This window comes from Streptomyces sp. NPDC007157 (assembly GCF_040634235.1).
Lineage (GTDB): Bacteria > Actinomycetota > Actinomycetes > Streptomycetales > Streptomycetaceae > Streptomyces.
In genome coordinates, this window is record NZ_JBEYFE010000035.1 from 28,953 (window position 1) to 41,584 (window position 12,632).

A 12,632-nucleotide genomic window follows, 5' to 3' on the forward strand; every position below is an offset into this window, starting at 1 on the left:
GAGACACCTCAGCCGCGAGGAGGGGTACGCCATGACCCGACCGTCCGCCCGCTATGTCCTGCCCGAGTTCACCGAACGCACCAGCGCCGGGCAGCGCACCCTGGATCCGTACTCGAAGCTGCTGGAGGAGCGGATCGTCTTCCTCGGCGCGCCCGTCGACGAGATCTCGGCCAACGATGTGATGGCGCAGTTCATGTACCTGGAGCACGCGGCACCGGAGCGGGACATCTCGCTGTACATCAACTCTCCGGGCGGCTCGTTCAGCGCGATGGCCGCGATCTACGACACCGTCCAGTACGTCACCTGTGACGTGGAGACGATCTGCCTGGGGCAGGCCGGGGCGTCGGCCGCGGTGCTGCTCGCGGCGGGCACCCCGGGCAAGCGCTCCGTGCTGCCGGGTGCGCGCGTCGTGCTCCAGCAGCCGTCGCTGCCGGAACCGGTACAGGGCCAGCCGAGTGATCTGGTCATCCGGGCGACGGAGTTGGACCGGACCCGCACGCTGCTGGAAGAGATGCTCGTCCGGCACACCGGGCGCACACCGGCCCAGGTCCACCAGGATCTGGAGCGGGATCTGGTGCTGGACGCGCAGGCGGCGCTGGCGTACGGGCTGGTGGACCGGATCGTGCCCGGCCGCCGGCCCTCGCCCGGCCTGCCGGACGAGGGGTGAGCGCTCGATGCTGCCACCTGAACTGCCGCCGCTGCCCGCGCTGACCCGCGCCGAGGGCGAGTTGATCGACCGTTATCTGGACGTGGTCGACCTGCTGGGCCGAATCAACCCGGCGCAGAACGAGGACACCTATCGTGGGCTGCGCGCCGCGCAGGCGCTGGTGCGCGCGGCGGCCGAGCTGCGCGACGCGCTCGCCCTGATGCATGGACGGGGCGAGACGGAGCTTCACGGGGACACGTTGGCACGGGCGTTGCGGGTGCTCGACGGCGAACGCCGGACCGCGCGCGTCGCACTCCCGCCCGACTGCGTACGGTGACGCCGGGCGAAGTCCGGAGCCACGCGTCCACCGGCCGGCCGGGCCGGAGTTGAAACGACCCAAAGGGGTTACCGCCGTTCGGCGGAGGATGGCGTGGTTTTACCTGACCGCCGGGGCCGCTCAAGGTGCGTGCTCGAAGGTGCCCGCGGACGGCTTCGGTGCAGGTCCGGGGCTACGTCGGGCAGTTGACGAATAATCGAACACAGTGCTGTCCACCCGAACGGGTGGGTGGTGACTAACCCCACAAATCCACGGTTCCGTTGGGATTTTCGGACACGGGTGAGTGAAGATCCCTGTCTGACGACAAGCCCCCGCCACAACGGCGGGGCGATCCGGGCGGACGCCGAGTCCTGCCGCCGTCCGGATGCCCGGTCGACGGAAGTGGATCGGCAGGAGTGGAGGACCCAAGCACGACGGGTCGCCGGAACGGTCGCAGCATGACCGGGCCGTGCAGCCCTTGGGGTGAAGCCGTGGCAACACGGCCGGGCAACTTCGCCAGCCCGAATCCGACAGGTCATCCTTCACAGGCGGCTGACGAAGGGTTGCGCATGACTGCGCTCAATCGTGTCCCGTCGCTGATGGCGCGGGCCGGCACGGCCTCGGCGCTCACCATCGCCGCCGTGGGCGGCTCCATCGTGATCCCGGGTGTCGCCTCCGACGCCTCGGCCGCCACGATGGGGACGAAAGCACTTCGGATCGCGGCCTCGAAGAAGGGCTCGCCCTACAGTTGGGGTGCCACCGGACCGAACCGGTTCGACTGCTCCGGACTCACGCTGTACTCGTTCAAGAAGGCGGGCAAGAAGCTCCCGCGTACGGCGGCCCAGCAGTACAACAAGACCCGTCACATCTCGGCCGGCAACCGCAAGGCCGGGGACCTGGTCTTCTTCCACTCGGGTTCCAGCGTGTACCACGTCGGCATCTACGCCGGGAAGGGAAAGATCTGGCACGCCCCGAAGACCGGGGACGTGGTGAAGCTCCAGAAGATCTGGACGCGAAGCGTCTGGTACGGCCGGGTCAGCTGACCCATCCAGCGGCCGGCCGGCGGGAACTCGGGGCTACGGTTCCTGCTGGCCGGCGGCGGTGACCGTACCGGCCGGGACTGCCCAGGGCAGTTCGATGAAGACGGTCTTGCCGCCCTCCCGGGTGGGGCGCACCCGGAGCTTGCCGCCGCACTCCGCGGTGAGCCAGCGGATGATGACCATGCCGCGCCCGTTGTCCTGCTGGACCGCGGCTGGGAGTCTCTTGGGGAACCGCGGATGGCTGTCCGTGACGCCGATGCGCAGCTGTTCGTCACGGTCGAGGACGAGGCCCACCGTGAAGGTGGGTGACTGCCCGAAGGTGTGTTGCACCGCGTTGGTGGCGAGTTCGGAGACGATGAGGCGGATGGTGTCCGCGGTCTCCGTCTCCGGTGGCAGCCCCCATTCCGCGAGGGTGCTCAGCACGTAGCAGCGGGCCGCGTAGACCGAGGCGGGATCGCTCGGCAGAGTGACGGATGCTTCCAGGTGGTCTGCCATGGCGACGTCGTCCCTTTCCCACGGGACCGGAGCCCGACACGGTGCGGATGGTTCGAGTACGGTCCCGGACTGGTGCTTCTTCGTCAGACTGCCATTACCAGGACGGTCAGGGGAGCGATCCACCAAGATATGCATATATCTGTCGCTCGATGCGGTGAACTCTGCGACCCCAGAGCGTATTTGGGCGGCTCGGAAGGAGTAAGGAGTAGCCCATGCAGAACGGTCCCGCGGTACGCCGCCGGAAACTGGGCGCCGAACTGCGCACACTGCGCACCGGCGCCGGCCTCACGAGCGGTGAAGCCGCCCGTCTGGTGGGCTGGCATCAGTCGAAAGTGAGCCGGATCGAGACCGGCGCCAGCGGTGTGAAACCGGCCGATGTGCGGTTACTCCTCGACGCCTACGGCGTGGTCGAGGGGCAACTGCGCGAGTTGCTGCTGGTGTTGGCGGGGTCGGAGGACACCGCCGGGCGACACCACTGGTGGCATGCCTATCGTGGGGTGCTGCCGCCCACCTACCGGGATTTCATCAGTCTGGAGTCGCAGGCCAGTGCGATGCGCACGCTGGAGACCTCGGTCGTACCGGGCCTGCTGCAGACCCCCGAGTACGCGCGTGCCGTGACCCGGGCGGCCGCCGACGGACTCGACGACGAGGCCCTGGACGCCCTCGTGCAGGTACGTCTGGCCAGGCAGGACGTACTGCGCAACCGTCCGCCGCTGGAGCTGAACGCGGTGCTGGACGAGGCGGTGCTGCGCCGGGAGGTCGGCGGCCCGGGCGTGATGGCCAGACAGCTGGAACGGCTGGTGGAGTCGGCCCGGCTGCCCCAGGTACGGCTCCAGGTGCTGCCGTTCTCGGCCGGAGCGCATATCGGCGTCACCGGGCCTTTCGTAATCTTCTCATTTCCGAGCACTTCCGATCTGGACGTGGTTGTTCTCGACCAGTTGACGAGTAGCCTCTACCTCGAACGGAAAGAAGACCTCCAGGCCTACACGGAGGCCTTCAACACCCTTAAGATCCACGCCCTTTCGCCCGAGGACTCGTTGGATTACATCGCCGGGATAGGTGACGGCGCGTAAGGAGGCACCATGACTGCACTGCCTCGGAACGTACCTTCAAGTGCTGATCTGCACGGACTGCGGTGGCTGCGCAGCAGCTACAGCACCGGAGCGAACAACTGTGTGGAGACGGCACGGCCGCGCTCCGGTCGGCTGACCGGACTGCTCGCCGTACGCGACTCCAAGGATCCGGCCGGACCCGCGCTGCTCTTCTCCCCCGGGAGCTGGGCGGGTTTCCTGTCGGCGCTCACCGGCTGATCAGCCCGTAACCGACTCCGTATCCGCAATCGGTCAGGACCCGGCCCTGTCACGCCGACTCATGGTCGTGTCTCACCGATCACCTGTACAGCGCGTTCGATCTCGGCCCCGGAGAGGTCCGCACGGGCGGTGAGCCTGAGCCGTGAGATGCCGTCCGGCACGGACGGCGGACGGAAACAGCCCACGGCCAGGCCTGCCGTACGGCAGTCGGCCGCCCACCGCACGGCCCCCTCCGGGGACGGGGCCCGCACGGAGACCACCGCGGCGTCCGGACGCACCGCTTCCAGACCCGCGGCGGTCAGCCGTGCGTGCAGCTCCGCGGCGACCTGACGGGCCCGCTCCGCGCGTTCCGGCTCCCGGCGCAGCAGCCGTAGCGCCGCCAGGGCCGCCCCCGCCGCGGCGGGGGCCAGGCCGGTGTCGAAGATGAAGGTCCGGGCCGCGTTCACCAGATGGTCGATCACCCGGGCCGGGCCGAGGACGGCCCCGCCCTGGCTGCCCAGCGACTTCGACAGGGTCGCCGTGACCACCACGTCGTCGGCGCCGGAGAGCCCGGCCGCGCGGGGCGCGCCCCGGCCGCCGTCCCCGAGCACCCCGAGCCCGTGGGCGTCGTCCACGAGCAGCCCGGCGCCGTGCTCCCGGCAGGCCTCGGCCAGGGCGGCCAGCGGTGCCGCGTCGCCGTCCACCGAGAACACCGTGTCGGAGACGACGACCGCGGGCCCCTCATGGGTACCGAGCGCCTTGCGTACGGCGTCCGGGTCGGCGTGTCCGACGACCTGGGTGGTGCCCCGGGCCAGCCGGCAGCCGTCGATCAGCGAGGCGTGGTTGAGGGCGTCGGAGACGATCAGGGAGCCGTGCGGGCCGAGGGTGGTGACGGCGGCGAGGTTGGCGGCGTAGCCGGAGGAGAAGACCAGGGCCGCCTCGAACCCGCAGAATTCGGCCAGCTCGCGCTCCAGCTCGGTGTGGAGTTCGGTGGTGCCGGTGACCAGCCGGGAGCCGGTGGAGCCGCCGCCCCAGGTCCGGGCCGCCGCGGCCGCGCCCTCGGCCACCTCCGGGTGGTGGGCGAGGCCCAGGTAGTCGTTGCTCGCCAGGTCCAGCAGCGGGGAGTCGGCGGCGCGGGGGCGCAGGGTCCGTACCAGTCCGGCGCGGCGGCGGAGTTCCGCCTGTTCGTCGATCCAGCCGAACGCCATGGCTCCTCCGGTGAATTTGTAGGCAGTGAACAGACCCTAGCGGGACGACCAGCCACCCACTGTGTGGCAATACCCACACGTTGAACTGACAGGGTTGTGCAAACTCTCCTTGGCCCGGAGCAGCCTCGTAGTACAGGATCGGCTCTCATGGACCTGCTGAACACGCTGGTGGACAAGGGGCTTCGGCGCGAGCTGCCGACCCGCGAGGAAGCGCTCGCCGTACTGGCGACCTCCGACGACGACGTGCTCGATGTGGTGACCGCGGCCGGCAAGGTGCGCCGGCACTGGTTCGGCCGGCGCGTGAAACTCAACTACCTGGTCAACCTCAAGTCGGGCCTGTGTCCTGAGGACTGCTCCTACTGCTCGCAGCGCCTCGGCTCCTCGACCGGGATCCTCAAGTACAGCTGGCTGAAACCCGACGAGGCCTCGAAGGCGGCCGCCGCGGGCCTCGCCGGGGGTGCCAAGCGGGTCTGCCTGGTGGCGAGCGGACGCGGCCCGACCGACCGGGATGTCGACCGGGTGGCCGGCACCATCAAGGCGATCAAGGAGCAGAACGAGGGCGTCGAGGTGTGCGCCTGCCTCGGTCTGCTCTCCGACGGTCAGGCCGAGCGGCTGCGCGAGGCGGGCGCGGACGCCTACAACCACAACCTCAACACGTCCGAGGGGACGTACGGGGACATCACGACCACGCACACGTACGCCGATCGGGTGGATACCGTCAACAAGGCGCACGCGGCCGGCCTCTCCGCCTGCTCCGGCCTGATCGCGGGTATGGGCGAGACCGACGAGGACCTGGTCGACGTGGTCTTCTCGCTGCGCGAGCTGGACCCGGACTCGGTGCCGGTCAACTTCCTGATCCCGGTCGAGGGCACCCCGCTGGCCAAGGAGTGGAACCTCACCCCGCAGCGCTGTCTGCGGATCCTGGCCATGGTGCGGTTCGTCTGCCCGGACGTCGAGGTCCGCATCGCGGGCGGCCGCGAGGTCCACCTGCGCACCATGCAGCCGCTCGCGCTGCACCTCGCCAACTCGATCTTCCTCGGCGACTACCTCACCACCGAGGGCCAGGCCGGCCAGGCCGACCTGGAGATGATCGCGGACGCCGGGTTCGTGGTCGAGGGAGCCGACGAGGTGACGCTGCCGCAGCACCGGTCGGAGGTCGCGGCCGGCAGCTGCGGGTCGCACGCCGAGGCCGGGTGCGGATCGCACGCCGAGGCCGGGTGCGGGTCGCATGCCGAGGCCGGGTGCGGGTCGGGCGTCTGCGGCTCCCACGAGGACGCCACCGCTCAGGCCAACGAGCCGCGGACCGACCTGGTCGCCGTCCGCCGCCGGGGCGCCGGAACGGATCTCGCGCCCAATGCCTGACCTGAGCGTCCCCGAGCTGCTGGAGCTGGACCGGCGGCACGTCTGGCATCCGTACGGACCGATGCCGGGCCGGGCCGAACCGCTCGTCGTGGAGTCGGCGAGCGGGGTCCGGCTGCGGCTCGCGGACGGCTCGGGCGACCTTGTCGACGGGATGTCGTCCTGGTGGTCGGCGATCCACGGCTACAACCACCCGGTGCTCAACGAGGCCGCGCGCGACCAGCTCGGCCGCATGAGCCATGTGATGTTCGGCGGGCTCACCCACGAGCCCGCGGTACGACTGGCGAAGCTCCTTGTCGACATGTCGCCGGCCGGTCTCGAGCATGTCTTCCTCGCCGACTCCGGCTCGGTCTCGGTCGAGGTCGCGGTCAAGATGTGCCTGCAGTACTGGCGTTCCCTCGGCCGCCCCGCGAAACAGCGGCTGCTGACCTGGCGGGGCGGCTACCACGGCGACACCTGGCAGCCGATGTCGGTGTGCGACCCCGAGGGCGGGATGCACGAGCTGTGGTCCGGGGTGCTGCCCCGCCAGGTCTTCGCGGACGCGCCGCCGGCCGAGTACGAGGAGTCGTACGCCGACCAGCTGCGGTCGCTGATCGAGCAGCACGCGCACGAACTGGCCGCGGTGATCGTGGAGCCGGTGGTGCAGGGCGCGGGCGGGATGCGGTTCCACTCCCCCGGCTATCTGCGGGTGCTGCGCGAGGCCTGCGACGCGCACGACGTGCTGCTGGTGTTCGACGAGATCGCGACCGGCTTCGGCCGTACGGGTGCGCTGTTCGCCGCGGACCACGCGGCCGTCACCCCCGATGTGATGTGCGTGGGCAAGGCGCTGACCGGCGGCTATCTGACGATGGCGGCGACCCTGTGCACGCCCCGGGTGGCCGAGGGCATCTCGCGGGGCGAGGTGCCGGTGCTGGCCCACGGACCGACGTTCATGGCCAATCCGCTGGCCGCCTCCGTGGCCTGTGCCTCCCTCGGGCTGCTGCTGGGCCAGGACTGGCAGGCGGAGGTCAAGCGGATCGAGACGGGACTGCGGGACGGCCTGGCGCCGGCCCGGGAGATCCCCGGCGTACGGGACGTCCGGGTGCTCGGCGCCATCGGGGTCGTGCAGCTCGACCACGAGGTGGACATGAAGGCCGCCACCGCGGCCGCCGTACGCGAGGGTGTGTGGCTGCGGCCGTTCCGCGACCTGGTCTACACGATGCCCCCGTACGTCACGGGCGACGCGGACGTGGCACGGATCGCGCGCGCGGTGTGTGCCGCCGCGCGGGAGGGATGAACATGCCGATCCTGATCATCACGGGGACGGGCACCGAGGTCGGCAAGACGGTCACCACGGCCGCGGTCGCCGCCGCGGCACTCGCGGCGGGCCGCTCGGTGGCGGTCCTCAAGGCCGCGCAGACCGGGGTAGGACCGGACGACTGCGGGGACGCCGACGAGGTCGCGCGGCTCGCGGGCCCGGTGACGACGGCCGAACTCGCCCGTTTCCCCGAGCCGTTGGCGCCCGGCACGGCGGCCCGGCGGGCCGGGGCGGCCCCCGTGCGTCCGCACGAGGTGGCGGAGGCCGCCGCCAAGCTGGCCACCGAGCACGAACTGGTGCTGGTCGAGGGGGCGGGCGGGCTGCTCGTACGGTTCGACGCGGCGGGCGGCACCCTGGCGGACGCGGCCCGGCTGCTGAATGCCCCGGTGCTGGTGGTGGCGTCGGCCGGACTCGGCACGCTCAACACCACCGAGCTGACGGCCCGTGAACTGCGGGCCCGTGAGCTGGAGTTGCTGGGCGTGGTGATCGGCAGCTGGCCCGGTTCCCCGGATCTGGCGTCGCGTTGCAATGTGGCCGATCTTCCGGAGGTGGCCGGGGCGCCGCTGCTGGGTGCGCTGCCCGCCGGGGCCGGGGCGCTGGCGCCCGCCGACTTCCGTGCGGCGGCGCCGAGTTGGCTGTCGGGGCGGCTGGACGGTGACTGGGACGCGGAGGCGTTCCGGGTGCGGGAAGCGCCTTAGTGCCGGGGCAAGGCCACATCGGTCGGGTGCGGCTGCGTGAGGGCTGGTCGCGCAGTTCCCGGCGCCCCTTCGGGGTCGCCTGTGCAACGCCCTTTCAGGGGCGCGGGGAACTGCGCGAGCAGCCACGATGGCGCCGCACCCGACCGACGGACCTAGGGCGACTCGCCAAGCAGCCGTACCAGTTCGATCCGGGATCGGATCCCCAACCGGCTGAAGACCCCCCGGAGATGGTGGTCGATGGTGCGCGGGCTGAGGTTGAGGCGGTCGGCTATCTCGCGGTTGGTGGCGCCCTCGGCGGCCATCCGGGCGACCATGAGCTGCTGGGCGGTGAGGACGGCGGCCGGGTCCGGCGCACCGGTGGTGGCAGGTGTCAACGCCGTGCCCAGTGCGCGGAGTTCGGCACGGGCCTGGGCGGCGCAGTGCGGGGCGCCGAAGGACTCGAAGGCGGCCAGGGCGCTGTGCAGACGGTCGCGTGCCTCGGGGCGCTGTCGCAGCCGGCGCAGGGCCCCGGCGAACAGCAGCTCGGTACGGGCGCGTTCGAAGTCCCGGGTGCCCCGGGCGTGCAGGTCGAGGGCGGCACGGTAGTGCTGGACGGCCTCGGCACCGGGGGCGAGCAGGGCCCGGCAGCGGGCGCTGAGCGCGAGGTCGTCGGTGCTGCGGACGGCGGTGGCCCAGCGGTGGTAGTCGGCGTGCGCGGCGCGGGCGACCCGGGTGTCTCCGGTGCGGACGGCGGCCTCGACGTAGTGCGGGGTGGCCAGGTGCCGGATGGCCCGGTGGCCGTGTCCGGGACCGAACCCGGCGAGGGCGCGCAGCCGGGCGGCGGCAGCGGGGAAGCGGCCGCCCGCCAGGTCGAGAAAGGCGAGCGCCCACTGGGCGAGGGCGGCGGGCAGGCCGAGCCCGTGCGCCAGGGCGTGCGCGTGGACGGCGGCGGTGCGCTCGCGACAGGCCTCCTCGTCGCCCCGGACCGCGGCGAACATGGCGAGCGCGGCCTGGAGGTGGCAGGCCCCGTTGTCCTGTCCGGTGGCGTGGGCCTGGTCCAGGGCCTCCTGGACGGCGGCCTCGGCGGCCCGGGTGCGGCCGGTCCAGAAGTCGGCGTAGGCGCGGAACTCCATGGCCTGAGCGGCCGTCGCCGGGATGCCGTGGGCGCGGGCCGAGGCGGCGGCCCGGAGGGTGGCGGTGGCGGCGCGGGTGTGGTCGCCGAGCATCAGCGCCGCCATGCCGGAGTGGACCAGCAGACCGGGGTCGCCGCCGGGCCCGCAGCGGCCGGCGGTGCCCTTGAGGAGGATCCGGGCGTCGTCGTAGCGGCCCTCTACGGCGGCGGCGAGTCCGGCGAGGATGCCGGGCGGGGAGACGCCCAGCCACCGGGCGATGTCATGGGCCTCGCGGCAGCGTCCGAGATCGCCGGTGTAGACGGCGGCCTCGGTGGCGAGGGCGAGGAAGTCGGCGGAGTCGACGGAACGTTCCTGCCGGACGGCGGCGGTGAGCAGGGCGTCGAAGGCCTCCGAGGCGTTGCCGGCTCTGAGGGCGAGGACGCCGTCGAGGGCGGAGTCGTCCGCACGGGCGGCGAGCCGTCTCGCCCGGTCGGGCTCTCCGGAGCGCCAGGCGTCGGCGGCGGCCAGGGCGAGCAGCCGGGCCTCCGCGACCGGGTCCGGGCAGAGGTCGGCGGCGCGTTCGGCGAGGGCGCGGGCGAGCGCGGGTCTGCCCTCGGCACGGGCGCGGTCGGCGGCGACCCGGAGTTCCGCCGCGAGCCGGGCGCTGGGGCCGAGCGCGGCGGCGCCCCGGTGCCAGGAGCGGCGGGTCGTGTCGTCCTTGCCGCCCAGCACCCGGGCGAGCAGTTGGTGGGCTTCGCGCCGGTCGGCCGGTGAGGCGGTGCCGTAGGCGGCGATCCGGGTCCAGGCGTCCCGGAAGAACACCCCGCCGGCACCGGCGTGCGCGACCCCGGCGGTCTCGGCGGCGTCCAGTGGACGGGTGTCGAGCCGGCCGGCCGTGACCGCGCGCAGGAAGGCGTGGGTGGCGACCGGGTACTGGTCGGCCGCGGCCAGGAGCAGCAGCCGACGGGTGTCGTCGGGCAGGGCACGGATCTCCCGGCGCAGGGCGTGGAGCAGCCGTGGGGCGAGTTCGGCCGGTTCGGCCGGCAGCGGGTCGAGTCCCGCCGTCTGCCGTGCGGTGAGGCGCGGCACGAGTTCGGCCAGGGCGCGCTGATCTTCGTATACGACGCGTCGCACCCGGGCGCGTACGCCCTCGGGGAGCGCCGAAGCCGGGCATGGCCCCGCGTCGGACGTCTGCGGTGGCGAAGTGCGGTCAAGAGGTGGGGGATTCACCGGTATCACCACACGAAAGACGTTACTGGCGAGTTAGTTGACTCGTAAAGACTGGCGACTTCACCGATGCGGCGCGCGTAGACCCGTCCCGACACTCCTGAACAACCCCACCCGTTTCAGGAGGCATCATGCAACGCGCCAAGCGTCGCATCGCAACCGCTCTGACGGCGATAGCCGGTTCGCTCCTTCTGGCACTCCCCCTGACCACCACTCCCGCGCAGGCGGCGAGCCACGACCCGGTCGTCTTCGTGCACGGCCTCAGCAGCGACTCCAGCAGCTGGGACGCCTGGATCGCGGACTTCGAGGCGGACGGCTACTCGTCCTCCCAGCTGTACGCGTGGTCGTACGACTGGACGAAGTCGAACGTGACCACCGCGTCGCAGCTGTCGAGCTACATCCAGTCCGTGCTCTCGCAGACCGGCGCCTCGAAGGTGGACCTCGTGGTCCACTCCATGGGCGCGCTGAACAGCCGCTACTACCTCAAGAACCTCGGCGGGACCTCGTACGTGGACGACTTCGTGTCGGTCGCCGGGGTGAACCACGGGACGAGCGTCGCCTCGCTGTGCGGGTGGCTGTACACGTCCTGCAAGGAGATGACGACCGGCAGCTCCTTCCTGACCGCCCTGAACTCCGGTGACGAGACGCCCGGCAGCGTCTCGTACGCGGCGTACTGGTCGAACTGCGACGCGGCGATCGACCCGGACTCCTCGGCGCTGCTGAGCGGGGCGACCAACGTCGGCGTCGGCTGCATCTCGCACACCGACATGAACGACGACTACGGCGTCTACCAGCAGGTGCGGGACTTCATCGCCTGATCCGGCGGCGGGGGGTGCGACGGGCCTTCGCGGGGGACAATCAACGTAGACCTGCTCCCGTCGGGAGGTATCGTCATGCGGCTGATGTCCACCGGCGCCGGGAACCCGGTGCGCGATCCCGTCCACCACCCGCTGTTCGCCCGCTGGTACGCCCGCATCAGTGTGACCGCCGAGACCAGGCTCGGGATGGCCGCCGTCCGGGAGCGGCTGCTCTCCGGACTGTCCGGGCGCGTGATCGAGATCGGCGCGGGCAACGGTCTCAACTTCGCTCGGTACCCCGGGGCGGTGGCGGAGGTCGTCGCGATCGAACCGGAGCGCACCCTGCGGCAGTTGGCGGCCGAAGCCGCGGTCCGCGCCGAGGTCCCGGTGGACGTGGTGCCGGGCGCGGCGGAGGCGCTGCCGGTGAAGAGCGAGGCGTACGACGCGGCGGTGCTCTCCCTGGTGCTGTGCAGTGTGCGGGATGTGCCACGGGCGCTCGCGGAGGCACGGCGGGTGCTGCGGCCGGGCGGTGAGCTGCGGTTCTTCGAGCACGGGCGGGGCGGCGGCCCGGCGATGCGGTTCACCCAGCGGGCGCTGGACCGGACGGTGTGGCCGCTGCTGAACGGCGGATGCCGGCTGTCCCGGGACCCGATCGCCGAGTTGCGCGCGGCCGGCTTCGAACTCGGTCCGTACCGGCGGGTGTTCCTGCCGGAGAACGGCCCGCGGCTGCCGACCTCGTACTGTGTGCTGGGCATCGCGCGCAAGCCCCGGGAGTCCTGAGCGGCACCCGGTTCACAGGCTCCAGCGGCGCAGTTCCTCCGCGATGTCGGACACGCTCGCGTCTCCGGTCTTCACCAGCCGGGCCAGATCACGGACCTGTTCGGGCGAGGTGGCGACCTTGAGGCCGCTGGCGACCAGGTAGGCGTAGGCGACCGAGGACGCGAAGAGGGCGTTCGAGCGCTCAAGTGCCGGTACATGGATGAGGAGTTGGAGCAGGGCGGCGGCGCGGGCCTGCGGGCTGTCGTAGACGGGGATGTCGAATATCTCGGCCTGGTGCCGGGCGACGGCGGCGATCAGCGCACCCCAGTCGGTGACCTGGGGGTCACCCGGGGTCTTCTGTTCGGCGAGCATGAGGAGCCAGGCGAGGTCGATGGTCAGGTCGCTCAAGG

At 71.8% G+C, this 12,632-nt stretch carries 14 protein-coding genes and 1 riboswitch; of the genes, 10 read left to right on the top strand and 4 right to left on the bottom strand.

Annotated features, from left to right (window positions below; translation table 11 throughout):
* The first annotated feature begins 31 nt into the window (after positions 1-31).
* The 3 genes from ABZ642_RS40820 to ABZ642_RS40830 all read left to right on the top strand — a co-directional run bounded on the left by ABZ642_RS40820 (position 32) and on the right by ABZ642_RS40830 (position 2,005).
* Positions 32-667 carry an ATP-dependent Clp protease proteolytic subunit gene (locus tag ABZ642_RS40820; RefSeq protein ID WP_360494888.1) on the top strand — a complete coding sequence of 212 codons (636 nt, stop codon included), beginning with the start codon at positions 32-34 and terminating at the stop codon, positions 665-667.
* Between the two features lie 7 nt (positions 668-674).
* Positions 675-983 carry a hypothetical protein gene (locus tag ABZ642_RS40825; protein ID WP_360494891.1) on the top strand — a complete coding sequence of 103 codons (309 nt, stop codon included), beginning with the start codon at positions 675-677 and terminating at the stop codon, positions 981-983.
* 331 nt (positions 984-1,314) lie between these two features.
* Positions 1,315-1,528: riboswitch (cyclic di-AMP (ydaO/yuaA leader) on the top strand.
* 3 nt (positions 1,529-1,531) lie between these two features.
* Positions 1,532-2,005, top strand: a complete 474-nt coding sequence (locus ABZ642_RS40830; protein WP_360494894.1) for a C40 family peptidase — start codon at positions 1,532-1,534, stop codon at positions 2,003-2,005.
* A gap of 33 nt (positions 2,006-2,038) precedes the next feature.
* On the opposite strand, the gene ABZ642_RS40835 is transcribed toward ABZ642_RS40830, so the two are convergent.
* The gene (locus ABZ642_RS40835) at positions 2,039-2,497 is read right to left on the bottom strand and encodes an ATP-binding protein (protein WP_360494897.1); all 459 of its coding nucleotides are present in this window, start codon (positions 2,495-2,497) and stop codon (positions 2,039-2,041) included.
* A gap of 212 nt (positions 2,498-2,709) precedes the next feature.
* On the opposite strand from ABZ642_RS40835, the gene ABZ642_RS40840 reads away from it, so the two are divergent.
* Both ABZ642_RS40840 and ABZ642_RS40845 read left to right on the top strand, forming a co-directional pair.
* Positions 2,710-3,570 carry a helix-turn-helix transcriptional regulator gene (locus tag ABZ642_RS40840; protein WP_360494900.1) on the top strand — a complete coding sequence of 287 codons (861 nt, stop codon included), beginning with the start codon at positions 2,710-2,712 and terminating at the stop codon, positions 3,568-3,570.
* 9 nt (positions 3,571-3,579) lie between these two features.
* Positions 3,580-3,807, top strand: a complete 228-nt coding sequence (locus ABZ642_RS40845; RefSeq protein WP_351733794.1) for a DUF397 domain-containing protein — start codon at positions 3,580-3,582, stop codon at positions 3,805-3,807.
* A gap of 59 nt (positions 3,808-3,866) precedes the next feature.
* Here ABZ642_RS40845 and ABZ642_RS40850 read toward each other — a convergent pair whose 3' ends face one another.
* Positions 3,867-4,994, bottom strand: coding sequence for an 8-amino-7-oxononanoate synthase (locus ABZ642_RS40850; protein ID WP_360494904.1), 1,128 nt, complete (start codon positions 4,992-4,994; stop codon positions 3,867-3,869).
* 147 nt (positions 4,995-5,141) lie between these two features.
* On the opposite strand from ABZ642_RS40850, the gene bioB reads away from it, so the two are divergent.
* The 3 genes from bioB to bioD are packed head-to-tail and all read left to right on the top strand — an operon-like array spanning position 5,142 to position 8,348.
* A complete protein-coding gene (gene bioB, locus ABZ642_RS40855; RefSeq protein WP_360494907.1) occupies positions 5,142-6,356 on the top strand; it encodes a biotin synthase BioB in 1,215 nt (404 codons plus the stop codon).
* Positions 6,349-7,629 (top strand): adenosylmethionine--8-amino-7-oxononanoate transaminase, encoded by a 1,281-nt coding sequence (locus tag ABZ642_RS40860; RefSeq protein WP_360494910.1) that lies wholly within the window; start codon positions 6,349-6,351, stop codon positions 7,627-7,629. Before bioB ends, ABZ642_RS40860 begins: the two co-directional genes overlap by 8 nt.
* A 2-nt stretch (positions 7,630-7,631) precedes the next feature.
* Positions 7,632-8,348 carry a dethiobiotin synthase gene (gene bioD / locus ABZ642_RS40865; protein ID WP_360494913.1) on the top strand — a complete coding sequence of 239 codons (717 nt, stop codon included), beginning with the start codon at positions 7,632-7,634 and terminating at the stop codon, positions 8,346-8,348.
* 152 nt (positions 8,349-8,500) lie between these two features.
* Here the strand turns inward: bioD and ABZ642_RS40870 are convergent, their stop codons facing one another.
* Positions 8,501-10,681 (bottom strand): LuxR C-terminal-related transcriptional regulator, encoded by a 2,181-nt coding sequence (locus tag ABZ642_RS40870; RefSeq protein WP_360494916.1) that lies wholly within the window; start codon positions 10,679-10,681, stop codon positions 8,501-8,503.
* 116 nt (positions 10,682-10,797) lie between these two features.
* Between ABZ642_RS40870 and ABZ642_RS40875 the strand changes: the two genes are divergently transcribed.
* Positions 10,798-11,484 (top strand): triacylglycerol lipase, encoded by a 687-nt coding sequence (locus ABZ642_RS40875; RefSeq protein ID WP_360494919.1) that lies wholly within the window; start codon positions 10,798-10,800, stop codon positions 11,482-11,484.
* A gap of 75 nt (positions 11,485-11,559) precedes the next feature.
* Positions 11,560-12,243: a class I SAM-dependent methyltransferase gene (locus ABZ642_RS40880; protein WP_360494922.1), complete on the top strand. Its 684-nt coding sequence runs from the start codon at positions 11,560-11,562 to the stop codon at positions 12,241-12,243.
* 12 nt (positions 12,244-12,255) lie between these two features.
* Here ABZ642_RS40880 and ABZ642_RS40885 read toward each other — a convergent pair whose 3' ends face one another.
* Positions 12,256-12,630 (bottom strand): fic family toxin-antitoxin system, toxin component, encoded by a 375-nt coding sequence (locus ABZ642_RS40885; RefSeq protein ID WP_360494925.1) that lies wholly within the window; start codon positions 12,628-12,630, stop codon positions 12,256-12,258.
* Positions 12,631-12,632: the final 2 nt, after the last annotated feature.

Coding starts and splice junctions, on each gene's coding strand:
- ABZ642_RS40825 (WP_360494891.1), top strand. CDS start 675: ATGCTGCCACCTGAACTGCCGCCGCTGCCCGCGCTGACCCGCGCCGAG.
- bioB (WP_360494907.1), top strand. CDS start 5,142: ATGGACCTGCTGAACACGCTGGTGGACAAGGGGCTTCGGCGCGAGCTG.
- ABZ642_RS40830 (WP_360494894.1), top strand. CDS start 1,532: ATGACTGCGCTCAATCGTGTCCCGTCGCTGATGGCGCGGGCCGGCACG.
- ABZ642_RS40820 (WP_360494888.1), top strand. CDS start 32: ATGACCCGACCGTCCGCCCGCTATGTCCTGCCCGAGTTCACCGAACGC.
- ABZ642_RS40835 (WP_360494897.1), bottom strand. CDS start 2,497: ATGGCAGACCACCTGGAAGCATCCGTCACTCTGCCGAGCGATCCCGCC.
- ABZ642_RS40840 (WP_360494900.1), top strand. CDS start 2,710: ATGCAGAACGGTCCCGCGGTACGCCGCCGGAAACTGGGCGCCGAACTG.
- ABZ642_RS40875 (WP_360494919.1), top strand. CDS start 10,798: ATGCAACGCGCCAAGCGTCGCATCGCAACCGCTCTGACGGCGATAGCC.
- ABZ642_RS40845 (WP_351733794.1), top strand. CDS start 3,580: ATGACTGCACTGCCTCGGAACGTACCTTCAAGTGCTGATCTGCACGGA.
- ABZ642_RS40880 (WP_360494922.1), top strand. CDS start 11,560: ATGCGGCTGATGTCCACCGGCGCCGGGAACCCGGTGCGCGATCCCGTC.
- bioD (WP_360494913.1), top strand. CDS start 7,632: ATGCCGATCCTGATCATCACGGGGACGGGCACCGAGGTCGGCAAGACG.
- ABZ642_RS40850 (WP_360494904.1), bottom strand. CDS start 4,994: ATGGCGTTCGGCTGGATCGACGAACAGGCGGAACTCCGCCGCCGCGCC.
- ABZ642_RS40860 (WP_360494910.1), top strand. CDS start 6,349: ATGCCTGACCTGAGCGTCCCCGAGCTGCTGGAGCTGGACCGGCGGCAC.